Annotated in this window: 25 protein-coding genes; 7 read left to right on the forward strand and 18 right to left on the reverse strand. The window is 36.2% G+C overall.

Translation table 11 applies throughout. The annotated features are described in order from the left end of the window. Nucleotides 1-452: 452 nt before the first annotated feature. Nucleotides 453-2,048, forward strand: coding sequence for a bacillithiol biosynthesis cysteine-adding enzyme BshC (bshC, locus tag BGO88_RS05395; RefSeq protein WP_286706206.1), 1,596 nt, complete (start codon nucleotides 453-455; stop codon nucleotides 2,046-2,048). Nucleotides 2,049-2,158: 110 nt separating this feature from the next. Continuing rightward, the gene (locus tag BGO88_RS05400; protein ID WP_056069921.1) at nucleotides 2,159-2,578 is read left to right on the forward strand and encodes a nucleoside-diphosphate kinase; all 420 of its coding nucleotides are present in this window, start codon (nucleotides 2,159-2,161) and stop codon (nucleotides 2,576-2,578) included. A 72-nt stretch (nucleotides 2,579-2,650) separates the two neighbouring features. On the opposite strand, the gene BGO88_RS05405 is transcribed toward BGO88_RS05400, so the two are convergent. Both BGO88_RS05405 and BGO88_RS05410 read right to left on the reverse strand, forming a co-directional pair. After that, a complete protein-coding gene (locus tag BGO88_RS05405) occupies nucleotides 2,651-2,947 on the reverse strand; it encodes a DciA family protein (RefSeq protein WP_056069918.1) in 297 nt (98 codons plus the stop codon). Beyond that, nucleotides 2,928-3,368, reverse strand: a complete 441-nt coding sequence (locus tag BGO88_RS05410) for a hypothetical protein (RefSeq protein WP_056069915.1) — start codon at nucleotides 3,366-3,368, stop codon at nucleotides 2,928-2,930. The genes BGO88_RS05405 and BGO88_RS05410 overlap by 20 nt, the downstream gene beginning before the upstream one ends. Before the next feature lie 107 nt (nucleotides 3,369-3,475). Between BGO88_RS05410 and BGO88_RS05415 the strand changes: the two genes are divergently transcribed. Continuing rightward, a complete protein-coding gene (locus BGO88_RS05415; RefSeq protein WP_286706207.1) occupies nucleotides 3,476-4,552 on the forward strand; it encodes a serine hydrolase domain-containing protein in 1,077 nt (358 codons plus the stop codon). Nucleotides 4,553-4,785: 233 nt separating this feature from the next. Here BGO88_RS05415 and BGO88_RS05420 read toward each other — a convergent pair whose 3' ends face one another. The 14 genes from BGO88_RS05420 to BGO88_RS05485 form a co-directional block, all read right to left on the reverse strand. Further along, complete coding sequence (locus BGO88_RS05420; protein WP_286706208.1) at nucleotides 4,786-6,018, reverse strand: hypothetical protein; 1,233 nt, start codon at nucleotides 6,016-6,018, stop codon at nucleotides 4,786-4,788. A 41-nt stretch (nucleotides 6,019-6,059) separates the two neighbouring features. Further along, a complete protein-coding gene (gene ftsY / locus BGO88_RS05425; RefSeq protein ID WP_286706209.1) occupies nucleotides 6,060-7,013 on the reverse strand; it encodes a signal recognition particle-docking protein FtsY in 954 nt (317 codons plus the stop codon). A 168-nt stretch (nucleotides 7,014-7,181) separates the two neighbouring features. Continuing rightward, complete coding sequence (locus BGO88_RS05430; protein WP_008238127.1) at nucleotides 7,182-7,334, reverse strand: DUF4295 domain-containing protein; 153 nt, start codon at nucleotides 7,332-7,334, stop codon at nucleotides 7,182-7,184. A 9-nt stretch (nucleotides 7,335-7,343) separates the two neighbouring features. Further along, nucleotides 7,344-7,526 (reverse strand): 50S ribosomal protein L33, encoded by a 183-nt coding sequence (gene rpmG, locus BGO88_RS05435; protein ID WP_056069900.1) that lies wholly within the window; start codon nucleotides 7,524-7,526, stop codon nucleotides 7,344-7,346. A gap of 27 nt (nucleotides 7,527-7,553) precedes the next feature. Continuing rightward, nucleotides 7,554-7,790, reverse strand: a complete 237-nt coding sequence (gene rpmB / locus BGO88_RS05440; protein ID WP_056069897.1) for a 50S ribosomal protein L28 — start codon at nucleotides 7,788-7,790, stop codon at nucleotides 7,554-7,556. A gap of 154 nt (nucleotides 7,791-7,944) precedes the next feature. After that, nucleotides 7,945-8,847 carry a proline and serine-rich protein 1 family protein gene (locus BGO88_RS05445; RefSeq protein WP_286706210.1) on the reverse strand — a complete coding sequence of 301 codons (903 nt, stop codon included), beginning with the start codon at nucleotides 8,845-8,847 and terminating at the stop codon, nucleotides 7,945-7,947. A 116-nt stretch (nucleotides 8,848-8,963) separates the two neighbouring features. Then, on the reverse strand, nucleotides 8,964-10,226 hold the full coding sequence (locus BGO88_RS05450) for a CinA family nicotinamide mononucleotide deamidase-related protein (RefSeq protein WP_286706211.1): 1,263 nt from the start codon (nucleotides 10,224-10,226) through the stop codon (nucleotides 8,964-8,966). A 31-nt stretch (nucleotides 10,227-10,257) separates the two neighbouring features. Further along, nucleotides 10,258-10,602: an Hpt domain-containing protein gene (locus BGO88_RS05455; protein WP_286706212.1), complete on the reverse strand. Its 345-nt coding sequence runs from the start codon at nucleotides 10,600-10,602 to the stop codon at nucleotides 10,258-10,260. Beyond that, entirely contained in the window at nucleotides 10,602-11,213 is a 612-nt protein-coding gene (locus BGO88_RS05460) for a fumarylacetoacetate hydrolase family protein (protein ID WP_286706213.1), read from the reverse strand. Before BGO88_RS05460 ends, BGO88_RS05455 begins: the two co-directional genes overlap by 1 nt. A 30-nt stretch (nucleotides 11,214-11,243) precedes the next feature. Then, on the reverse strand, nucleotides 11,244-12,020 hold the full coding sequence (locus BGO88_RS05465) for a 3'-5' exonuclease (RefSeq protein ID WP_056069881.1): 777 nt from the start codon (nucleotides 12,018-12,020) through the stop codon (nucleotides 11,244-11,246). 120 nt (nucleotides 12,021-12,140) lie between these two features. Further along, nucleotides 12,141-13,451, reverse strand: coding sequence for a dihydrolipoamide acetyltransferase family protein (locus BGO88_RS05470; RefSeq protein ID WP_286706214.1), 1,311 nt, complete (start codon nucleotides 13,449-13,451; stop codon nucleotides 12,141-12,143). Between the two features lie 147 nt (nucleotides 13,452-13,598). Continuing rightward, a complete protein-coding gene (locus BGO88_RS05475) occupies nucleotides 13,599-14,759 on the reverse strand; it encodes a glycosyltransferase family 2 protein (protein WP_286706215.1) in 1,161 nt (386 codons plus the stop codon). A 71-nt stretch (nucleotides 14,760-14,830) separates the two neighbouring features. Continuing rightward, the gene (locus BGO88_RS05480) at nucleotides 14,831-15,346 is read right to left on the reverse strand and encodes a DUF4833 domain-containing protein (protein WP_286706216.1); all 516 of its coding nucleotides are present in this window, start codon (nucleotides 15,344-15,346) and stop codon (nucleotides 14,831-14,833) included. 59 nt (nucleotides 15,347-15,405) lie between these two features. Then, nucleotides 15,406-15,783, reverse strand: a complete 378-nt coding sequence (locus BGO88_RS05485) for a DUF1801 domain-containing protein (RefSeq protein ID WP_056071396.1) — start codon at nucleotides 15,781-15,783, stop codon at nucleotides 15,406-15,408. 218 nt (nucleotides 15,784-16,001) lie between these two features. Between BGO88_RS05485 and BGO88_RS05490 the strand changes: the two genes are divergently transcribed. Together BGO88_RS05490 and BGO88_RS05495 are read left to right on the forward strand one after the other, a co-directional pair. Further along, a complete protein-coding gene (locus BGO88_RS05490; RefSeq protein ID WP_056069866.1) occupies nucleotides 16,002-17,861 on the forward strand; it encodes an ABC-F family ATP-binding cassette domain-containing protein in 1,860 nt (619 codons plus the stop codon). Nucleotides 17,862-17,871: 10 nt separating this feature from the next. Beyond that, the gene (locus BGO88_RS05495; RefSeq protein ID WP_286706217.1) at nucleotides 17,872-18,699 is read left to right on the forward strand and encodes an O-methyltransferase; all 828 of its coding nucleotides are present in this window, start codon (nucleotides 17,872-17,874) and stop codon (nucleotides 18,697-18,699) included. On the opposite strand, the gene BGO88_RS05500 is transcribed toward BGO88_RS05495, so the two are convergent. Continuing rightward, entirely contained in the window at nucleotides 18,696-18,947 is a 252-nt protein-coding gene (locus BGO88_RS05500; RefSeq protein ID WP_286706218.1) for a DUF7218 family protein, read from the reverse strand. The two genes, BGO88_RS05495 and BGO88_RS05500, sit on opposite strands and share 4 nt — an antisense overlap. Before the next feature lie 147 nt (nucleotides 18,948-19,094). Beyond that, nucleotides 19,095-19,775, reverse strand: a complete 681-nt coding sequence (locus BGO88_RS05505; RefSeq protein ID WP_286706219.1) for a hypothetical protein — start codon at nucleotides 19,773-19,775, stop codon at nucleotides 19,095-19,097. 184 nt (nucleotides 19,776-19,959) lie between these two features. On the opposite strand from BGO88_RS05505, the gene BGO88_RS05510 reads away from it, so the two are divergent. Together BGO88_RS05510 and BGO88_RS05515 are read left to right on the forward strand one after the other, a co-directional pair. Continuing rightward, entirely contained in the window at nucleotides 19,960-20,643 is a 684-nt protein-coding gene (locus BGO88_RS05510) for an ABC transporter ATP-binding protein (protein ID WP_056069853.1), read from the forward strand. A gap of 72 nt (nucleotides 20,644-20,715) precedes the next feature. After that, the gene (locus BGO88_RS05515) at nucleotides 20,716-21,288 is read left to right on the forward strand and encodes a cob(I)yrinic acid a,c-diamide adenosyltransferase (RefSeq protein WP_056071393.1); all 573 of its coding nucleotides are present in this window, start codon (nucleotides 20,716-20,718) and stop codon (nucleotides 21,286-21,288) included. The last annotated feature ends 47 nt before the right edge of the window (nucleotides 21,289-21,335 follow it).

A 21,335-nucleotide genomic window follows, 5' to 3' on the forward strand; every position in this document is an offset into this window, starting at 1 on the left:
TCTAAGATTGAAATAAGCCACGAAGACGCACAGCACCAAATCCTGTTGGTGAGTAGCTTTGAAATGATAATGCCAATACAGTCATTTTTCTTCGTTTTAAAAGTGTTATTAATTTTTCGAGTGCAAATATTTAGAATATTTTTTGAATTATGCAAATTTTTTTGAAGTTTCTGAGGTGCTAAGGTGCTAAGGTGCTAAGGTGCTAAGGTGCTAAGGTGCTAAGGTGAAATTTCGCAAAGAAAATTTAGATGTACAATGAAAAACTTTATTTTTTTATTTTCAACCAAAACTCCACTCTAACTATTTATCTTTTTCACTTTAACTCCGGCATTTCCCAACTATCCACTACCCTCTATCGACTATTCACTATCGACTATCCACTATCTTAAAGCCTTTGTTAAACTAATCACTTATGCAGTAATTTTATTTATTTTTACAAAAAAATTCCAACTATGCCAACCGACTGTATCAGCTATCAAGAATCTGGTTACTTCACTTCTTTAATCAACGATTATTTAAATCAAAAATCAGACCTACAGTCGCTTTATCATCGGTTTCCTTCTTTAGAAAATTTTGAGAAACAGCTTCTTGAAAAGGAGAAAAATTTCAATTCGGATATTGAAAAGCGTAAAACTTTAGTTTCTGTTTTGGAAAAACAATATTCCGGACTCTCTGTTTCCGACCTGACAAAATGGAACATTCTGGCTTTGGAAAACCCAAAAACATTTACGGTAACGACCGGACACCAGCTCAATCTTTTTACCGGACCATTATATTTTTTGTATAAGATTGTTTCTACTATCAATCTTACCAAACAATTAAAATTAAAATATCCCGAATACAATTTTGTACCGGTTTATTGGATGGCTACCGAAGACCATGACTTTGAAGAAATCAATTATTTCAACCTCCATGGAAAAAAAGTGCGTTGGAACACGGAAAGCGGTGGACCTGTTGGACGGCTTTCAACTAAAGGACTTGAAGAAGTTTTTGAAGTTTTTTCATTGGAATTGGGCATCGGAAAAAATGCAGAATATTTAAAAAAACTATTCGAAGAATCGTATGTCCGCCACAATAATCTTGCAGATGCAACCCGATTTTTAGCCAATGAATTATTCGGAAAAACCGGATTGGTCATTCTGGATGCCGATTCTAAAGAGCTCAAAAAGCATTTTGCTCCTTATGTTAAAGAAGAACTCTTAAACCAGACAGCTCATAAAAAGGTTCTGGAAACATCTGAAAAACTAAAAAATTACAACATACAGGTCAATCCGCGTGAAATCAACCTCTTTTATATTGAAGATGATTTCCGTGAACGCATTATTCTGCAAAACGGTTTCTATTATGTGAACAATACCGAATTAAAGTTTACAGAAGCAGAAATCCTAGAATTGCTGAAAAACCATCCTGAAAAATTCAGCCCTAACGTTATCATGCGTCCTTTGTATCAGGAAGTCATTCTTCCTAATCTTTGCTATATTGGAGGAGGCGGTGAATTAGCTTATTGGCTGGAATTGAAATCATACTTTGAAGCAGCAAATGTTACTTTTCCTATACTACTCCTAAGAAATTCTGTTTTATTGGCTACAGAAAAACAAGTCAAAAAAGCCGATAAGCTTAACCTGTCCTGGAAAGACTTATTCTCAAAACAGCAAGAATTAATGAATCTCAAAGTGAAGACTTTTTCGGAATTTTCAATTGACTTTACTGCACAGAAGGCATTTTTAAGACAGCAATTCGACGATCTCAACAAAATAGCCGAGCAAACAGACAAATCATTTACAGGAGCAGTTAAAGCTCAGGAAGTCAAACAGATGAAAGGCTTGGAAAATTTGGAAAAACGCCTGCTAAAAGCAGAAAAGAAAAAACACCAGGAAGAATTGGAACGGATTTCAGATTTACAAAATGAATTATTCCCAAACCAGAGCTTACAGGAAAGAATTGTAAATTTTTCTGAATTCTATTTAGGTTATGGCGATGTTCTTTTAGATAAATTATTCGCAGAATTACATCCTCTGGAACAGGAATTCAAAATCGTCATTCTTTAGTTGGGTATCATATAACCCGAATACAAAATTTTCTGTCGCTAATTCTTGCGATTGTTTTTCGTTTTCTGTCAAAAACACTACTTTTGCGCCAAATCTAAACAAAAAATATAATGGCAACGAATAGAACATTCACAATGATTAAGCCAGATGCGGTTGAAAACGGACACATCGGTGGAATTTTGAACATGATTACTGAAGGTGGTTTTAAAATTGTTTCTTTGAAATTGACTCAATTGACTGTAGCTGATGCTCAGCAATTTTATGCAGTTCACAGTGCAAGACCTTTCTTTGGAGAATTGGTTGAGTTCATGACAAGAGGTCCGATTGTAGCGGCAATTTTAGAAAAAGAAAATGCTGTTGAAGATTTCAGAACACTTATTGGTGCTACGAATCCTGCAGATGCTGCTGAAGGAACTATCCGTAAGAAATATGCTAAATCAATCGGAGAGAATGCGGTTCACGGTTCTGATAGCGATGAAAACGCTGCTATTGAAGGTGCTTTCCACTTTTCAGGAAGAGAGCAGTTTTAATCAAAATACAATAAATAAAAAAATCCGTTTCCAATTGAAACGGATTTTTTTTATGTTTTTAATTTACAAAACCTATCTAAAAACAATCTCTTTAACGATATCGCGACGGAATTCCTCGTTTATCATCTTTATGATTTTTTCTTTTCCATAGCTTAATTCCTGACGCAATACAGCTGAAGTAAGTTCGACATACAGCGTATTGTTTCTTAAAACCACATCTTTAGTATAACTGTTCACACCATTTCCCATTAGAGAAATCCATGCTTCTTTTACGGCAATACGGTCAATTCCGGGTTGCAATTTGTTTGCTTCTATGATGTGTTTCAGGACATCGCCTACTGAATTTTCATTATTTAGCCTCTTTGCCATCTAGCAGGTTTATTGGGGTTGCTCTTTTATATTGGTATTCTATTTTTTGTGGGTTGACAATCGTCATCTGGTTTTCAGAAACTGACTTCAATTCTTCTTCCCATTTTGCATAGTCAGTTTTATAATCTAAATACACCTTACCGTTTTTTTCTACAATTTCAACCGCTTCGGAAGTATCATCTGTCAAAAATTTTCCATCCAATTGTGGACTCACTTTTTTACGGAACCCTTTGTAATTGTTCCCGATTTCAAAAAAGTCATAGGTTGTATTGATTTTATAATCTTTTTCTGAACCGTCAGCCAAAATTACCTTTTCAATTTCCCAATAGCCATTTAATTTTTTGGCATCCTCTTTTGATACGTTCTGGTTGCAAGCTATGGTAACTACTGCGGCAAACAGCAATAAAACTCCTTTTTTCATTTCATTATTTTAAAAAATAAAATTACCACTATTTGCTATGATAAAAAAGTTTCCGGCTTTAAACTATTTGGTATTTTTAAAGTCTATATATAATAAATCCTGTCCTTATGAAAAAAATAGGTTATTCTTTGCTCTTTATTTTAGCTTTAATTAGCTGTAGTTCTGAAAGTGACAGTTCTAGTTCTAATCCTCCGGAATCTACAATCTACTTTCCTCCTTTGGAAGAAAGCGCTTTGTGGGAGACAAAATCATTGAGTTCATTAGGATGGAATGAAAATGCAGTTACTCCGCTCCTTTCCTATTTGGAAGAAAAGCACACTAAAGGCTTTATTATTTTGGTCGACGGCAAGATAGTCATGGAAAATTATTTTAATGGCCATTCTGTCACATCCAATTGGTATTGGGCAAGTGCTGGCAAAACATTAACGGCAACCATGGTTGGAATTGCAGAACAGGAAGGCCATCTGAATAGTAATGGTAGGGTTTCAGATTATCTGGGCCAGGGATGGACAAGCCTTCCCGTTACGAAAGAAAACCTGATTACAAACAAACATCTGCTTACTATGACCTCCGGGCTTGAAGACATTGACAATGGGGATTGCGTGGAACCTGATTGTCTTACCTATAAGGCAGATGCAGGAACACGTTGGGCTTATCATAACGTTTATGTTAAATTACAAGATGTTGTAGCTTCTGCCGTTTCAACGACCTACAGTAATTATTTCAACACAAAACTAAGGAACAAAATAGGAATGAATGGCGCCTGGATTCAATCGGGAAACAATAGCGTTTATTGGAGCACTACCCGAAGCATGGCCCGTTTTGGCCTCCTTATGCTCAATAAAGGAAAATGGAATAATGAAGTAATAGTAAATGAAAGTTATTGTACTGCTGCGACAAATACGTCTCAAAACATTAATTTGGGATATGGTTATTTATGGTGGCTAAACGGAAAGTCAAGTTATCATTTACCACAAACACAAATACAGTTTCCGGGAAGCATAATTCTGGAAGGTCCGAATGATATGTTTATGGCGCTGGGTAAAAATGACCAGAAAATTTATGTAATTCCCAGCCGAAAGATGGTAATTGTACGAATGGGCGAAGCAGCAGACAATGTCAATTTAGCTTTATCTGATTTTGATGAAGTTTTATGGGAAAAAATAAATGCGCTGATTAATTAGCGCATTTATTTTTATTTCTTTTTGGCAGTGACTTTTCTTGCCTTACCTTTTCTTTGCTTTATAAAATTTCGAGCAGCCATAAAAAATGAAGCCCAACCCAAAATGACAAATACATAATACACTATTTGTACTTTACCTTCAAAAAAAGTTGAAATGAAAATCATGAGTACAAATAAAACATACAGATGAAGCGGTTTTACATTATGTATCGAAAAGGCCATTATAAAATTTTATTAATTAAATGTGTATTTAAGATTTAAACCAGCTCTTGAAAAATTTGATTTGGCTTCTACAGGCGCACCTGATTTAAATACATCCTTATTTGTATCCACCCTTAAACAAGCACTTATTTTATTATTAAAAGTATAGCCTATACCAAAACTTAAAGAAGTATTGGTTTGGGACGGATATGCATAAGTTTTATTTTCCACACCAGATGCTTCTGGATAGCTGATAGTATATTCAATATCATCAAGCGGATTACTTATTAATACTGCTCCATCAATAAAAATTTTATTCTTATTGTTCAGTATAAAATTATATCTGGCTCCAATATTTACATTTAAAAAAGCTGATTCAAATTTAAAATTATGCCCTAAGTCATAAGGTCCTGAAATTTTCCCAAATTTAGACTCCCCTGAAAAGCTACTATTATATTCCATTCCTATAAAAACCTCTACAGTTTCTGAAGGAAAAACCAAAGCCACTTCACCTCCTAATCCAAAAGTAGTTTTAGATATCTTCTCCGTTTCTCCTTTATAAAATTCTACTGAAAAATCGTTTTGATAAATTCCGGCTATGGCACTATATTTAAGTTTAAGCTTTTTATTTGTTTTATTATCATAAATTTTGGAAGGCTCATTTCTTTTACAAGAATTATATTGCTTGAAAATTTTTAAAAAGTCTTCTTTTTTATATTTTAAATTGATAAAATCACTTACCTGTAAGGATTCACATTTTAATATGTCATTTAATTGATTTCTAAAATAATTATTTTCTCTTACATAACGATTATCAGACGAATATTTCCTGTAAATAAATTGTACCGCTCCTCCACTTGAGTCTTTAATTTCATAAAAGAATTTCATTCTTCCTTTATCAAAATAAGCATATAGATTTATATCACCTTCTTCGATTACATTTAGAAACAGTGTTTCTTTTTCTAAGATTGGCTCTTTCACTGTAGCAGTTTCAGTAAATAATTTATCATGCTTAACGGTTCTTTTAACAAATTTGAAATTATCACCAATGCCATATTCTATTATGTCGTTTATATCTACTGCTTGGTAAGCCTCATTTTCCGACACTCTATACCTAATGGCAGCATTATCAGTAAAATCTACATCTTTAAAAAGAACCTCCGTTCTGTGATTATTTCTATCAATCAGATATCCGTTCTTATCTTGTGCAGAAACACAAAAAGGTACAATCAGGCTTAAAAAAGCCAAATAATGGTTTAATTTCATGTTAAGTTTGTTAAGTTGTTAAAAAAATGAAATGTAGGAATTTATTTAAAAAAAGAATCTACAAATTCTATTTTGTTAAATACCTGCAAGTCTTCTATACCTTCTCCAACCCCTATGTATTTTACAGGAATCTGGAACTGGTCGGAAATTCCGATGACAACACCGCCTTTTGCAGTTCCGTCTAATTTAGTTACTGCCAGGGCAGAAACCTCTGTTGCCGCCGTAAACTGTTTGGCCTGCTCAAAAGCATTTTGCCCGGTAGAGCCGTCTAGTACTAAAAGTACATCGTGGGGAGCATCGGCTACTACTTTCTGCATAACTCGTTTTACTTTAGTCAATTCGTTCATCAAATTCACCTTATTGTGCAGACGTCCTGCGGTATCTATAATGACAACATCGGCATTTTGGGCTACTGCCGACTGTAAAGTGTCAAATGCTACGGAAGCCGGGTCGCTTCCCATTTGTTGTTTTACGATTGGAACACCAACCCTGTCTGCCCAGATTTGCAATTGATCTATTGCTGCTGCCCTAAAGGTATCTGCCGCACCAAGAACCACCTTATATCCTACTTTGTTGAATTGGTAAGCCAATTTTCCAATGGTTGTTGTTTTTCCTACTCCATTTACGCCAACTACCATCAAAACATATGGTTTTTTGTCTTTAGGTACTTCAAATTCAGTAGCTTCTCCTGAATTGGTTTCAGACAATAGCCCTGCAATTTCTTCACGAAGAATCTGGTTTAGTTCATCCGTACCCAGGTATTTGTCATTAGCAACACGTTCTTCGATACGTTCGATGATTTTCAAGGTTGTATTTACGCCAACATCCGATGAAACCAGAACTTCTTCCAGATTGTCCAAAACCTCATCGTCTACTTTTGATTTACCGGCTACGGCTTTAGTAAGCTTTGAAAAGAAAGATGTTTTTGTTTTTTCTAGCCCTTTGTCGAGGCTTTCTTTTTTTTCTGATGAAAATATTTTTTTAAAAAAACTCATTTTGTGATTCGGTTAGATTTTTTTCGGATTATTAGATAAAGTTTTCCTAACGGTCCAAAAATTCAAGAAAATAACCCAACGGCATACTTTCTTTAAATTTTGAACAAATATAAAAATAAAAAAGCTACTTCCGAATGAAAGTAGCTTTTCTATATAATGTCTAAACGATTATTTCTTTTTCAAAAAATCATCAACTAATTCAGGAGCCATAACGCTTTCAACAAAAGTGTATGCACCAGTTTTAGGAGATTTTACCATTTTGATAGCTTTTGTTAATCTCTTAGAAGCTGTCTGTAACGTTGCTACGGTTTTCTTTGCCATGACTAATAATTATTTAATTTCTTTATGAACAGTTACTCTCTTCAGGATTGGATTGAATTTTTTAATCTCTAATCTGTCCGGAGTATTCTTTTTGTTCTTTGTTGTTATGTATCTTGATGTACCTGGCTGACCACTAGTTTTGTGCTCTGTACATTCTAAAATTACCTGGATTCTATTACCTTTCTTTGCCATCTTGCTATATATTTAGAGGAAGGATTATTATTTAATAAATCCGTTAGCTTTAGCTTCTTTCAAAACTGCAGCAATTCCGTTTTTGTTAATAGTTTTTATTGTAGATGCAGCTACTCTAAGAGTAATCCATCTATCTTCTTCAGGAAGATAAAAACGTTTCTTAACTAAGTTTACAGAAAATTTTCTCTTAGTCTTGTTCATCGCGTGGGAAACATTATTTCCAACCATCGCTCTTTTACCTGTAAGGTCACAAACTCTTGACATTATGCTTATCTTTTATCGTTATTCAAAATCAGGGTGCAAAGAAACAAAAAAGAAACTGTATTTACAAAACATTCTACTTCTTTTTTTTAAAATCTTTTTCGATTCCATATACAGCCTGCAAAAGGCAAAAATCCTGTATTTCAAATTATAGATTTTATTTATTTCGGATGTATTCTGTTAGATCATCTACGTTTGTACTGAACGAAAATATATCATTCAGTCTGAAATAATTTTTCTTTTCTGTACAATAATCATAGGCAAACTTAACAAAATCTAATTTGTTTTCTTCAAAACTGATCGTATTAGCGATTTGTTTTATTTGATTTACATCCAAGCAATTTGCAGAAACAATCTGTTTAGCCACTTTTAGCTTGGTTTCGTCAAAACCTTGTTTCTTTACAGATGTCAGGGCACTATTAAAGTCAGTTGAACCCATCGGATATTTATTGTTGCATCCTTTTAGCGGTGGGGCATAATTAACCTGCGGCTGACCATGCGTTACTGTTGTAGTGGTTGTTTCTGTATAAATGCCATTTGGCTCTTTTATATTGATATTCACACCTACTCCCCCAACATTTACTCCCACTCCCATTCCGGTATTACCAACAGTGGTTGTGGTTGTAGTTTGTGATACCGTACTCACAGGCTGTGGAGCGCCATAATGCACTACATGAACATTTTGTGGAGCCCTATATTGGCGGTCTACCGGAATTTCAGAGAAAAAATTAAGTTTCAGCTTGTTCTTGTTGTTTTTATCTCTCTTTATCTTATAGGTAACATCCATATATTCTCCGTCTATATCAGCAATCGCTAGATTCTTTTTTGTTATTTCAACAAGCGATTTATCTTCAAAAAGTATTTTGGCATTATAATACGGCTGGTTCAACTCTTCTACACGAATGTTTGTTTGGGGGATGTCATTTTGCAACTCTCCGTTTAATACCAGAAAGAAGCGATCTCCGTCTTCTGAAAAAATGGTCAAATTTCCTGTTGGAGCCTGGGCGAAAGCAAATGCTGTGGTTAAAGTTGCAGCAATAGCAAAGTAAAGTTTTCTCATAAAAAATAATTAATTTTTTTAATATGTTAAAAAAGGGGGATTAAAAAATTATTTGCGGGCGAAAATATAAATTTCCAAGAAAAGACCAAAAACGATGCCAAAAAAATGAGATAATCTTATCTGATTTTCAAAATTTCATTTTGAAGCATACCAAAAGCCTTATTTACAGCTCTGTCAATGACTTTTTCCCTAGGTTGACCAAAATTAAATTCTTCACAAATTATATTATCCGGAGCCGGATAAGGGGTTGCAAGAGCAATAAAAACAGTACCCAATTCTGCCGGAGAATCCCCTTTTTCAGGACCTGCATTTCCGGTAGTAGCAATAGCATAATCTGTTTTGAGCAGTTTCTGAACACCTAATGCCATCTCGATTGCCACTTCACGGCTTACGACTGAATAGGTATCAATAAGCACTTGAGGGACTTTGAGTACTTCTGCTTTGACTTCTGTAGCATAGCTCACAATACTTCCTTTGAAATAAGACGATGAACCCGGGATTGAAGTCATCAATTGCGCAATTTTCCCACCGGTGCAACTTTCAGCGGTAGAGATTGTCATTTTATTTTTAGTCAGCAGTCTGCCCAGAATCACTTCTAAGGTTTCATTCTCATCATACCCTACAATAATGTCTCCAATGATTTTTGATAACGAATCAACATTTTCCTCTATCGCTTTTTGTAGCAGCTGCTCATTTGTTCCACGCGCAGACATTCTTAATCTCACCCTTCCCGGACTTGGCAAATAGGCAAGCTTTATAAATTCAGGAAGGTTGTTTTCCCAATTTTCAATCCTTTCGGCAACAAGACTTTCCCCTTGTCCGTAAGTAAGGATTGTTTTATGGATGATGAATGGTCGCTTGTATTCTTCGATTACCTTTGGCACTACACCATTTTCTATAAGATGTTGCATCTCATAAGGTACTCCCGGCAAAGAAACAAAAACAGTATTTTCTTTTTTAAGCCACATTCCGGGTGCTGTCCCTACCTTATTAAATAATACTTCGGCTTTTGACGGAACAAGAGCCTGGTCTTTATTCATCTGTGAAATAGGACGTTTATAAAAACCTTCTATCAGTTCCGTTACATGAGCAAGAACTTTTTCGTCCACAATTAATTGGTCTTCAAAATACTCGCACAGTGTTTTTTTAGTGACATCGTCTTTGGTTGGCCCCAAACCTCCGGTCAGGATAACCAAATCCACCTGATTCTGAAGACGCTTAAGCGTTTCCAGTATATGTTCCCTGCTATCACTGATAGAAATGACTTCGTGAATGTCAATTCCTATTTTGTCTAATGATTTTGCAATAAAAGCAGAATTGGTATCGATGATTTGCCCAATAAGGATTTCATCTCCTATAGTTACTACGGTTGCTTTCACGGATTTTGATTTTTGAAGCTTACAGCCAGAATTACAAGTTAAAGTCTTTCTTGATTTCCCTTACTGCTTTTTCGACTTTGTCAGCAATACTTTTATAAGTATCCTTGATTTCTTTTTTCTTCCCTTCACGTTTTGTCCAGTCTTCCACAAGAAGAATTTCTTCAAAAGCTACGGTCATCCCCAACAAGTCCAGAGTAGGTTTAATCTTATGGGCAAATCCGTAGGCCAGCTTATAGTCTTTTTCTTTTATTCCTTTTTTTACATTTTTCAGGTCGGCCGGAACTTCAGTCACAAAAAGATTTATGATATCCTGAACGAATTCGCTGTCGTTATCTGAAATCTCGTAGACTTTTGCCAGATTATAGTGTATCGCCATTATTTTACCTGTATTCTAAATAATTTATGCCCATCTAAATATCCTTCAAGAATATCGTCCGGATTGACTTTTGCGACTCCTTCCGGAGTACCTGTAAATATGATATCCCCTATTTTTAATGTAAAGTATTGTGAAACATAGGAAATCAATTCGTCAATTTTCCAAAGCATCTGATTTGTATTTCCGGTTTGGGCTGGTTTTCCGTTATTGGTCAATTCAAATGTAAGATTTTCTAGTGAATTGAATTGAGATTTTGGCAAAAATTCTCCAATCACGGCCGAACCATCAAATGCCTTTGCTTTTTCCCAGGGAAGCCCTTTTTCTTTAAGCGCAGACTGAACATCACGAGCCGTAAAATCAATCCCTAATCCAATTTCGTCATAATATTTATGAGCAAATTTAGGCTCAATATATTTTCCAACTCTATTTATTCTCACAAGAATTTCGACTTCATGATGGATATCACTGCTAAATTCCGGTATAAAAAAAGGAAAGTTTTTTGGCAATATAGCGGTATCCGGTTTAAGAAAAATCACCGGCTCCGCAGGTCTTTCATTTTGTAATTCTTCTATATGCTTGGCGTAATTTCTTCCAACACAGATTATTTTCATAAGTCCTATATTGTTTTCGGCATTTAAATGTTAGTTCAATTTATTATTCAGTTTCCTTAGCTTGATTGCTGTCAGTACTTTTTTAGTATATAACGGGAAGTCAGCATTTTGTATCCAACCGAAATAACCGGGTTCAGCCTCAAGAACTTTTTCAACTTTGGCACCTTTGTGTTTTCCAAACGTAAAAATCTCTTCATTATCCTTATCCAGAGCAATGAATCCCGCAAAATCAACCGATTTTTTTCTGGTAGTATATTCCGAAAGAGACTTCATATCTTTTGGCAGGTCTTCATAGCGCTCCAATTGTGCCTTTAGGATTTCATAAGTAGCAAGAGTATCCGCTTCTGCAGAGTGAGCATTTTCTAGACTTAGTCCACAATAAAATTTATAAGCCGCACTTAAAGTTCTTTCTTCTTTTTTATGGAAAATAGTCTGGATATCAACAGCTACGCGATTTTTCATATCAAAATCCAGCCCGGCTCTCAACATTTCTTCTGCCAATAGAGGAATATCAAACCGGTCAGAGTTAAATCCGGCCAAATCAGAATCTTTTATCATATTGTGAATTGTGGCTGCCAATTCTTTAAAGACTGGCTCATTGGCTACCTTTTCATTTGTGATTCCATGAACGGCTGTTGTTTGTGGCGGAATTGGCATTTCCGGATTTACCAGCCATGTTCTGCTTTCTTTATTTCCGTTAGGATAAACTTTAAATATTGATATTTCTACAATCCTGTCTTTACAGATATCGATTCCTGTGGTTTCGAGGTCAAAAAAACAGATTGGTTTCGTCAGTTTAAGCTCCATCTTTTTATTTTTATATGGACTGCAAAGATAGCGGTTTTTATTACCTCCTTGAATCGGTCCGGTTTTATTTCATAAAAAAACCTCTCAAACGAGAGGTTTCTTTATATATAAATGAGTCAATTAAAAATCTCTATTGACATCAAAAGCTTCCAAATAATCTGCTACACGCTTTACAAAGCTTCCTCCCAAAGCACCGTCAACAACACGGTGGTCATAACTGTGAGAAAGGAACATTTTTTGACGGATTCCAATGAAATCACCTTCAGGAGTTTCAATTACCGCCGGCACTTTACGGATAGCACCCAAAGCCAGGATACCCACTTGTGGCTGGTTGATGATTGGCGTTCCAAAAACGCTACCAAAAGTACCCACGTTAGTTACTGTATACGTTCCGCCTTGTGTATCGTCCGGTTTCAACTTGCCTGCTTTGGCTCTGTTTCCTAAATCATTAACTGCTTTTGCCATACCAACAAGGTTTAGCTGGTCTGCATTCTTGATTACCGGAACAATTAAGTTTCCATTTGGCAGGGCTGCCGCCATACCCAGATTGATATTTTTTCTCTTGATAATAAATTCCCCATCAACAGAAATGTTCATTCCAGGGAAATCTTTTAATGCTTTCGCAACAGCTTCCATGAAAATTGGCGTGAAAGTCAGCTTTTCGCCTTCTCTCTTCTCGAACGCATTTTTCACTTTGTCTCTCCATTTTACGATGTTGGTTACATCTACTTCAATGAACGACTGTACGTGAGCCGAAGTCTGTACAGATGCTACCATATAGCCGGAAATCAGCTTTCGCATTCTGTCCATTTCCACGATTTCATCACCCCCATTTACAGAAACAGGAACTGCCGCTGTTGCTTTTGGAGCCGGGCTTGACACCTGGGCAACAGGAGCCTGGGCCGGAACTTGCTGACTTATTGCTTTTGGTTCTTTTCTATTGGCAACATAGCCTAATATATCATCTTTGGTTACTCTTCCATCTTTTCCGGAGCCTTGAATTGATTCTAACTCGGCAACCGTCACTCCTTCTTCTTTGGCAATATTTTTCACCAATGGAGAAAAGAATTTATCTGAACCTGAAAAGTCTTGCGGAGCAGCAACGGTTTGCTGTGCAGTTTCTACTGTTTTTTCAATTTCAGCTACTGACGCCGGGGCTTCTTCTTTTGGTGCTTCTACTGCAACACCTCCAGAAACTTCAATATAAGCAATTGTCTGACCAACTTTTACAACATCATCAACGTTAAAAAGAATTTCAGACAAAACTCCAGAGACTTCAGAAGGCACTTCTGAATCTACTTTATCGGTAGCAATTTCCAATACCGCTTCGTCAGCTTCGATTGGGTCGCCTACTTTTTTTAGCCAGTTGGTAATTGTTGCTTCTGCAACGCTTTCTCCCATTTTTGGAAGTTTCAATTCAAATTTTGCCATATTGTTAACCTAATGGTGAATTTTTATTTTCTGCTTGCAAAATTAGTGATAATTTTCAGGTTATGCCATGAATTATATAATTTTACAAGACTTTTTTTAAACACATCTTTTTACATTCTACAGCTCCGGAATTTCCTGTTATACTCTTTAAAACAGGATAAACTCTCCCCGCTCATTATTGCTGTTACTTCCAATAATAAAGTTGGAACTTTTGGGCAGAATTTTAAATGTCAGATTTTTGTTTTTATACATTTCCATAATCGAAATGCATTCTTTAAACGTGAGATAATCAGCATCTAAAATCATTTCTACCGGACCCAGACCCGAAAACGTTTGCGAAAATACTGCTTTTTGGTTTTCAAATTTCTGGATTTGTATATTTTTTTTGAGCTTATTCTGTAATTTTTCCTTGACCGCAGAATTGTCTGAAATAAAAATATAGCTTTCCGGCCTGGATTTTTGTTTTGGCTTTCCCTGAAACGTCTTTATAAATGAAAAGAAAAGCGTCCCCAATTTCATAAACAACGAAAAAAATGGCGAAGCTTTAAGATTCTTTTCATAAAACAATTCCATTCCCTGTTGGAATCGCTTCATATAAGTTCCGTCTTTTACCGTACTTTCTCCTTTGTAATGGATGATGCTGGTTTCAGGAAAATAATAATTCGATCTTCCATTCTTAAGCACGGTATAGGAAAAATCAATGTCTTCTCCATACATAAAATACCTCTCATCAAATCCGTCAACTTCATTATAAAGCGCTCTTTCCAAAACCATAAAAGCGCCTACCAAAACATCTGTTTTGCCTGTCTGGTTCTCTTGCAAATGACCTGCATAATAACGTCCGAGCCAATTGGAAGTTGGTGCCAGTTTATACAACCCGAATATTTTCGTAAAAGAAATCCAGGGAGTTGGGATGCTTCTTTTGGATTCCGGCAAAAAATTACCCGTTCCGTCAATCAGCCTGCATCCTATTATTCCTAAATTCGCCTGACTTTGGGCAAAAGCCAAAATTTTAGTAAACGTATCTTCCGCAACAACTGTGTCGGGATTCAGAATACATACATATTTCCCTTTGGCTTTTTCTACGCCAATATTATTTCCTTTAGGGAAACCGACATTTTCCTTATTCTCAATTAAGATTACATCCGGAAAACGCTCTTTTACCATCCGGCAACTATCGTCCTGAGAATTATTATCTACCACAATAATTTCCGCATCGAGTCCGCGAATGGCTTCACGAACGCTCAACAGGCATTGTTCAAGAAAATAACGGACATTGTAGTTAAGGATGATAACGGATAACTGCATTGAGCAAATATAAGCAGTTTTTTAGATTGCTCCAATGGAAAGATACTCCCAAAGGCTGTTAACCACCCTTTTTATTTCATAAAAAAACGTTCTTTTATTTCTTTTTTGGTTTCCGGGTCGATACCATAGAAATCAATATATTCAACCTTTGGCTTTATGCTCTTTGATTCTTCCATGGAAAGATACATCCTGACCAGTATCATCTTTTTACCATTTACGACTGTCTTTACCTGCGGTTTGTCTTTTGGGTCCAACTCCAAATAAAGCTTCTTGTCCGGATAGGAAACCAAAGTGAATTCATAATGATTTTCTTTGAGCTTCCGAACATCTACTCCATAAGCCAATTTTCGCTGTATCTTGGTAAGTTCTTCTTTTACGCCACCTTTGGTGTAGGCTACTCTGTGGATTTTTATGGGTTCAGTATCATCAAACTTGCTGTCATCAAAATTAGCCTCATAAACAAACGTATTGTGGTTTTTGCTATGCTGAATATAAAATAAATGATTGTCTGTTATTTTGGGAGTGGGATAACCTTTCTGAGCCTGCATGCTTAACGAAACAAAAAGCAAAAACCATATTTTTTTCATTTCCAAATATTTAGGTTTCACGAATATAACAAAAGTTTTTCCAACCTTAAATAGCCTAACTACTTCTTTAACGCTATTTTCCCCGATTTATATAAATCCAATGCTCCTTTCAAAATGTTTTCAATCTTTTCAACCGGCAGGTCTTGATCGGGCTCGAATAGCAATATTTTAATCCGCGAACGATTTTCGACAACCAGTTCCGGATAATCCAAATATCTCCCTTCCATAAAACCAATATAAGGCTGCTTTTGTTTTTTATGTATCCACAAATAGCAAAGCATTTTTCCTTTATAACAAAAGAAAGGCATGCCATATTTCAACACACTGGTAATATCAGTATCCTGTGAAAGTATAATATCTTTCAGAGCTAACAGACAGCTTCGAAAAGGCTCCGGCTGTTTCAGATAAGAATTGTCGATTTCGTTTACTATATCCATAGTTTCCTGTTTTCCCATTGCTTTATAAATGTATCAAATTTGGAGATATGTTTTTCTTCGATTCATAGCTTTCGTTTTTTTTAGGCACAGATTAAAATGATTAAACAGATTAATCCCTAAAGTTTACTTCGAATTGTTTTCTCTTTACGTCTTTGCTTGAAAATTAATTTCGCTTCTATTTTGGTTTTAAAAAGTTACTTTTGCAAAAAATTTCTACCGTGAATTACTTATCAGTCGAAAATATCTCAAAATCTTTTGGAGAGCGCACACTCTTCAAGGACATTTCATTTGGAATCAATAAGGACCAAAAAATTGCTTTTATCGCCAAAAACGGTACAGGCAAGACATCCATCATGAGAATTATCAATGGAGACGACGAGCCGGATACCGGACAGGTCATTATGCGAAAAGACATCAAGATGGCTTTCCTGTCACAAGACCACAATCTTCAGGACGAACTGACCATTGAAGAAAGTATTTTCGCATCTGACAATGAAGTTTTGGACGTAATTCACCAATATGAAAAAGCGTTAGAGAATCCTGAAGATGAAGAAGCTTACCAAAAAGCCTTTGACCGCATGGACCAATTCAATGCATGGGATTTCGAGACACAGTTCAAGCAGATATTGTTTAAGCTAAAACTGGAAAACTTTAAGCTGAAAGTTAAAAATCTTTCCGGAGGACAAAAAAAGCGTCTTTCACTGGCAATTGTACTTATTAACCGTCCCGACCTGCTGATTCTGGACGAACCCACCAACCATTTGGACCTGGAAATGATTGAATGGCTGGAAAGTTATTTTGCCAAAGAAAACATTACCTTATTTATGGTGACGCACGACCGTTTTTTCCTGGAACGCGTATGCAACGAAATCATAGAGCTTGACAATGGAAAGCTATACCAATATAAAGGCAATTATTCTTATTATCTGGCAAAGAAAGAAGAGCGGATTGCTTCAGAAAACTCAAGTATAGACAAGGCGCAAAACCTTTTCAAAAAAGAATTGGAATGGATGCGCAGGCAGCCCAAAGCCCGAACCACCAAATCCAAATCGCGTCAGGATGACTTTTATGTTATCAAACAAAAGGCCGAAAGTCGCCGTAAGGAAAACCAGGTTGAACTTGAAATCAACATGGAACGAATGGGAAGCAAGATTATTGAGCTCCATAAGGTCACAAAACATTTTGGAGACAAAATTATTCTGGACAATTTCAGCTTTGACTTCCAACGTGGTGAACGAATCGGGATTATTGGTAAAAATGGAACAGGCAAATCATCTTTCCTGAATGTACTGACCGGAACTATTCCTTTAGATTCCGGAAAAGTAGTCGTAGGAGATACCATTAAGATAGGATATTACACACAAAGCGGGATTAACCCTAAGCCCGGCCAGCGTGTAATCGATGTTATCAAGGAATTTGGTGAATATATTCCGTTAACAAAAGGCAAGATTATTTCGGCCTCACAATTGCTCGAACGTTTCCTTTTTGACAATAAAAAACAATACGACTATGTAGAAAAATTGAGTGGTGGCGAACTGAAACGACTTTACCTTTGTACAGTATTGATTCAGAATCCGAACTTTTTAATTCTGGATGAGCCAACCAATGATTTGGATATCGTGACTTTAAACGTACTCGAAAGTTTCCTTCTGGATTATCCGGGTTGTTTGCTGGTTGTTTCGCACGACCGTTATTTTATGGATAAAATCGTAGACCATTTGTTTGTTTTCCGCGGCGAAGGCGTTATTGAAAATTTCCCGGGCAACTATTCTGATTTCCGTGCTTATGAAGATAGCGTTGAGCCCGTTAAAGAAGAAACCGTTAAAGAAAAAAACAATTGGAAACAGCAAAATGTTTCTTCCGGTCTTTCTTTTAATGAGCAGAAAGAATATCAGAAAATTGAACGCGAAATCAAGGATCTGGAAATTGAGAAAGCAAAAATCGAACAGCTATTTTCTGATGGAAAGGTTGCCGATGCCGATATTGAGAAAAAAGCCAATGAGCTTCAGGGCATCATTCTAAAAATCGAAGCGAAAGAAGAACGTTGGTTTGAACTTTCTGCCAAGATGGAAGAATAATTAAAACAACATGCATCTTCTGAAATCATATCTGAAATTTCTATGGAATTCAAACAATTCTCACGGTGTTCATTCACCGTTTGTGTTTGATTTGCTCCGTAAATGCTTTTATGATAAAAATGAATATACAGAATATACTTTTTTAAAAAAGTATCGCGAATCGTTACTGCAAAACAAAAACACGATTGAAGTTACCGATTTCGGAGCCGGTTCAAGGGTTTTCAAATCCAACATACGGGCAATAAACAAGATAGGTCAAAACGCAGGTATCTCCGGAAAAGATGCCCGACTTTTGTTTCGAATTGTAAACTATTTCGAGCCAAAAACTATTTTGGAAATAGGCACCTCGCTAGGTCTGGCCACTTCTGCTTTGGCTTTAGGAAACCCGAAAGCAAAAATCACAAGCTTAGAAGGATGTTCTGAAACCGCAAAAATTGCCCGACAGCAATTTGATAAATTTGATTTGGACATTGATTCTGTTGTCAGCAAATTTGAATCGTATTTGCAAAACGAAAAGTCAGGTACCTATGACCTCATTTATTTTGACGGGAACCATTCCAAAAAAGCCACATTGCAGTATTTTGATTCCCTATTATCAACTGCGCATAACGAAACTGTCTGGATTTTTGATGACATTCATTGGTCGGCAGATATGGAAGAAGCCTGGGAAATCATAAAAAAACACCCAAAGGTTACTGTCACAATTGACACATTCCAATGGGGTCTTGTTTTTTTTAGAAGAGAACAGGAGAAAGAACATTTCATACTTCGTACCTCAAATTCTTTTTTCCTGAACAGCGTGCTGGGCTTCCGTAAATTATGGGGCTTATTGCCTTAATTCGTTCGTAACGCCTTAATCAGTTCGCCTTTGGTCATTTTTGAACGGCCTTCGATTCCTACTTTTTTAGCTTCGGCATAAATTTCCTTTTTTGTCTGGTCTTCATATTTTTTAGCATGGCCTCCTCTTTTTTCGGCTCCTTTGCTGTTTGCAATCCGGGCGGACTTTTCTTTACTATAACCTTTGTCACGCAATGCTTCATATTGGTCCTTATCTTTAATTTGCGGACCTGGGCTTTTGTTGGGCATGGTTTCTATTATTTATTGGTTAGACATTATATAAATTTACCAAATATTTAATTTTCAACCTGTTAATCGTCAGTTAAACCTATCACAAATAAAAATGGCTGTTCGTTTAGAACAGCCATACCTAACTCAAACCAATCTAAATGTAATTTATTCTTTTGCCTTTTGGTTTTCTTCTGCTTTCGCCCCCATTCTTTCCCATTTGAATTTTGGAGCAAATTTGAATTTCAACTCGGCAATTTTCAAATTGTCTTTAGAAGAAAGTCCTTCTTTTTCAACCTTATTCTTATGAGCATCCAAAGCCTCATACATTGCCTTTATTTCATCGAAATCTTCTCTTGAATATGTATCCTTATTTTTATCAAACTCATTGTAAAAATCATTATATACCCTCAAGATATTGTCCTTGTTTACCCATGAAAAATCCATGTCTTCGCCTATTTTTCCCGCTCCAAAATAAGCATCTCTCAACAACTGTTTTCGGTTGGCAGGATTTGCGGCCTGGGCTTCTTTTTCGGCTTGGGCTTCAGCCTCTAATTTTGATTTTAAACCGGCATATTTTGCTTTTGACTTTTCAAGTCTGGCTTCAGCATTTGCCTTGTCTTTCATCTCTGCAAGTGCAGCTTCCGCATCGGCTGTTTTCTGGTTATAAGAAACCTCTATCGATTGCCAGTTTGCTTTTGCATCAGCAACAGCAACATTGGTTACAGAGTCTACATATTTCTCATAAGCATCTACTGTTTTTTCAGCCTGCTTTTCATTTTCGCTTTTACATGAGGCAAAAGCAACTGCAATAATTGCACTTCCTAAAAATAGATTAATCCTTTTCATAATTGGTGGTTTTAATTAAAAATTGGTTACATAAATTTAGTTATAAAAAATTATTTACGCATTTTTAGTTAAAATATTATGATTAATTTAATATAAATGATCGAGATTATTAATTTCGTCTTAAAATCTTAAAATGAATTCGCTTTTGCAAAAATTCATTACTTTTAGGGCTCAAATTAAAGCTATGTCATTAATTAAGATAACCAATATAAAAAGAGACTTTGTACTTGGAAATGAAATCATCCATGTTTTAAAAGGAATTGACCTTAACATCAATAAAGGAGAATATGTTGCGTTAATGGGACCTTCCGGTTCCGGAAAATCTACTCTAATGAATATTCTGGGCTGTCTTGATACGCCAACATCAGGGCAATATATTTTGAACGGAAAAGATGTAAGCCAGATGAGTGATGACAATCTGGCGGAAATCCGTAACAAGGAAATAGGGTTTGTTTTCCAAACGTTCAACCTTCTGCCCCGAACAACTGCTCTTAATAATGTGGCCTTACCTATGATTTATGCCGGATACTCCAAATCGGAACGTTCTGCAAGGGCTGAAGAAGTCTTAAATCAGGTAGGATTAAAAGACAGGATGGACCATGAACCGAATCAGCTTTCAGGAGGGCAAAGACAGCGTGTTGCTGTGGCAAGAGCCTTAGTCAACAGACCATCTATTATCTTAGCGGATGAACCGACAGGAAATCTTGACAGTAAGACTTCTGTAGAAATCATGAATCTTTTCAATGAAATCCATGCCAATGGAAACACAGTAATTCTGGTTACTCACGAAGAAGATATTGCCGCCTATGCTCACAGAATCATACGACTTCGCGACGGCATTGTAGAAAGTGACAAACCAAACAAATAACTTTTCTGCAGTATGATTTGCAGTTCAGGTTATTGGACTGTGCTTTACAGAAATTTAAAAAATTGCAAAACAATGAAAGTATATACAAAAACCGGAGATAAGGGCACTACAGCCCTTTTTGGTGGCGACAGGGTTCCTAAACACCATATCCGAATCGAAAGTTATGGAACTGTCGATGAGCTTAATTCCTACATCGGACTGATACGTGATCAGGAAATAAACAGCCACTATAAAGATATTTTAATTCGGATTCAGGACAGATTATTTACTGTTGGTGCCATTTTGGCTACACCGCCTGAAAAAGAAATTCTAAAAAACGGAAAACCAAGGTTAAATATTCCAAAAATAACCGAGACAGATATTGAATTGCTTGAAAATGAAATTGATGACATGGAAAGCGCTCTGCCACCCATGACGCACTTTGTGCTGCCTGGCGGACATACAACCGTGTCATATTGTCACATTGCACGCTGTGTTTGCCGTCGTGCAGAACGACTTTCAGTCCATTTAAACGAGCAGGAACCTACAGATGAACTTGTTATTAAGTACTTAAACCGACTTTCTGACTACCTTTTTGTACTGGCACGAAAGTTGTCCTACGACCTTAAGGCCGATGAGGTAAAATGGATTCCTGAAAAGCAGTAATCCAAACGAGCTGAATCGAAACGTCAGAAGGCAATAGCGGTTAAAAA

This window comes from Flavobacterium sp. 38-13, assembly GCF_001899155.1.
Lineage (GTDB): Bacteria > Bacteroidota > Bacteroidia > Flavobacteriales > Flavobacteriaceae > Flavobacterium > Flavobacterium lindanitolerans.

Bases quoted from the DNA above. Each gene is read 5' to 3' on its own strand.
- bshC (WP_286706206.1), top strand. From the start codon at position 453: ATGCCAACCGACTGTATCAGCTATCAAGAATCTGGTTACTTCACTTCT.
- BGO88_RS05400 (WP_056069921.1), top strand. From the start codon at position 2,159: ATGGCAACGAATAGAACATTCACAATGATTAAGCCAGATGCGGTTGAA.
- BGO88_RS05405 (WP_056069918.1), bottom strand. From the start codon at position 2,947: ATGGCAAAGAGGCTAAATAATGAAAATTCAGTAGGCGATGTCCTGAAA.
- BGO88_RS05410 (WP_056069915.1), bottom strand. From the start codon at position 3,368: ATGAAAAAAGGAGTTTTATTGCTGTTTGCCGCAGTAGTTACCATAGCT.
- BGO88_RS05415 (WP_286706207.1), top strand. From the start codon at position 3,476: ATGAAAAAAATAGGTTATTCTTTGCTCTTTATTTTAGCTTTAATTAGC.
- BGO88_RS05420 (WP_286706208.1), bottom strand. From the start codon at position 6,018: ATGAAATTAAACCATTATTTGGCTTTTTTAAGCCTGATTGTACCTTTT.
- ftsY (WP_286706209.1), bottom strand. From the start codon at position 7,013: ATGAGTTTTTTTAAAAAAATATTTTCATCAGAAAAAAAAGAAAGCCTC.
- BGO88_RS05430 (WP_008238127.1), bottom strand. From the start codon at position 7,334: ATGGCAAAGAAAACCGTAGCAACGTTACAGACAGCTTCTAAGAGATTA.
- rpmG (WP_056069900.1), bottom strand. From the start codon at position 7,526: ATGGCAAAGAAAGGTAATAGAATCCAGGTAATTTTAGAATGTACAGAG.
- rpmB (WP_056069897.1), bottom strand. From the start codon at position 7,790: ATGTCAAGAGTTTGTGACCTTACAGGTAAAAGAGCGATGGTTGGAAAT.
- BGO88_RS05445 (WP_286706210.1), bottom strand. From the start codon at position 8,847: ATGAGAAAACTTTACTTTGCTATTGCTGCAACTTTAACCACAGCATTT.
- BGO88_RS05455 (WP_286706212.1), bottom strand. From the start codon at position 10,602: ATGGCGATACACTATAATCTGGCAAAAGTCTACGAGATTTCAGATAAC.
- BGO88_RS05460 (WP_286706213.1), bottom strand. From the start codon at position 11,213: ATGAAAATAATCTGTGTTGGAAGAAATTACGCCAAGCATATAGAAGAA.
- BGO88_RS05465 (WP_056069881.1), bottom strand. From the start codon at position 12,020: ATGGAGCTTAAACTGACGAAACCAATCTGTTTTTTTGACCTCGAAACC.
- BGO88_RS05470 (WP_286706214.1), bottom strand. From the start codon at position 13,451: ATGGCAAAATTTGAATTGAAACTTCCAAAAATGGGAGAAAGCGTTGCA.
- BGO88_RS05475 (WP_286706215.1), bottom strand. From the start codon at position 14,759: ATGCAGTTATCCGTTATCATCCTTAACTACAATGTCCGTTATTTTCTT.
- BGO88_RS05480 (WP_286706216.1), bottom strand. From the start codon at position 15,346: ATGAAAAAAATATGGTTTTTGCTTTTTGTTTCGTTAAGCATGCAGGCT.
- BGO88_RS05485 (WP_056071396.1), bottom strand. From the start codon at position 15,783: ATGGATATAGTAAACGAAATCGACAATTCTTATCTGAAACAGCCGGAG.
- BGO88_RS05495 (WP_286706217.1), top strand. From the start codon at position 17,872: ATGCATCTTCTGAAATCATATCTGAAATTTCTATGGAATTCAAACAAT.
- BGO88_RS05500 (WP_286706218.1), bottom strand. From the start codon at position 18,947: ATGCCCAACAAAAGCCCAGGTCCGCAAATTAAAGATAAGGACCAATAT.
- BGO88_RS05505 (WP_286706219.1), bottom strand. From the start codon at position 19,775: ATGAAAAGGATTAATCTATTTTTAGGAAGTGCAATTATTGCAGTTGCT.
- BGO88_RS05510 (WP_056069853.1), top strand. From the start codon at position 19,960: ATGTCATTAATTAAGATAACCAATATAAAAAGAGACTTTGTACTTGGA.
- BGO88_RS05515 (WP_056071393.1), top strand. From the start codon at position 20,716: ATGAAAGTATATACAAAAACCGGAGATAAGGGCACTACAGCCCTTTTT.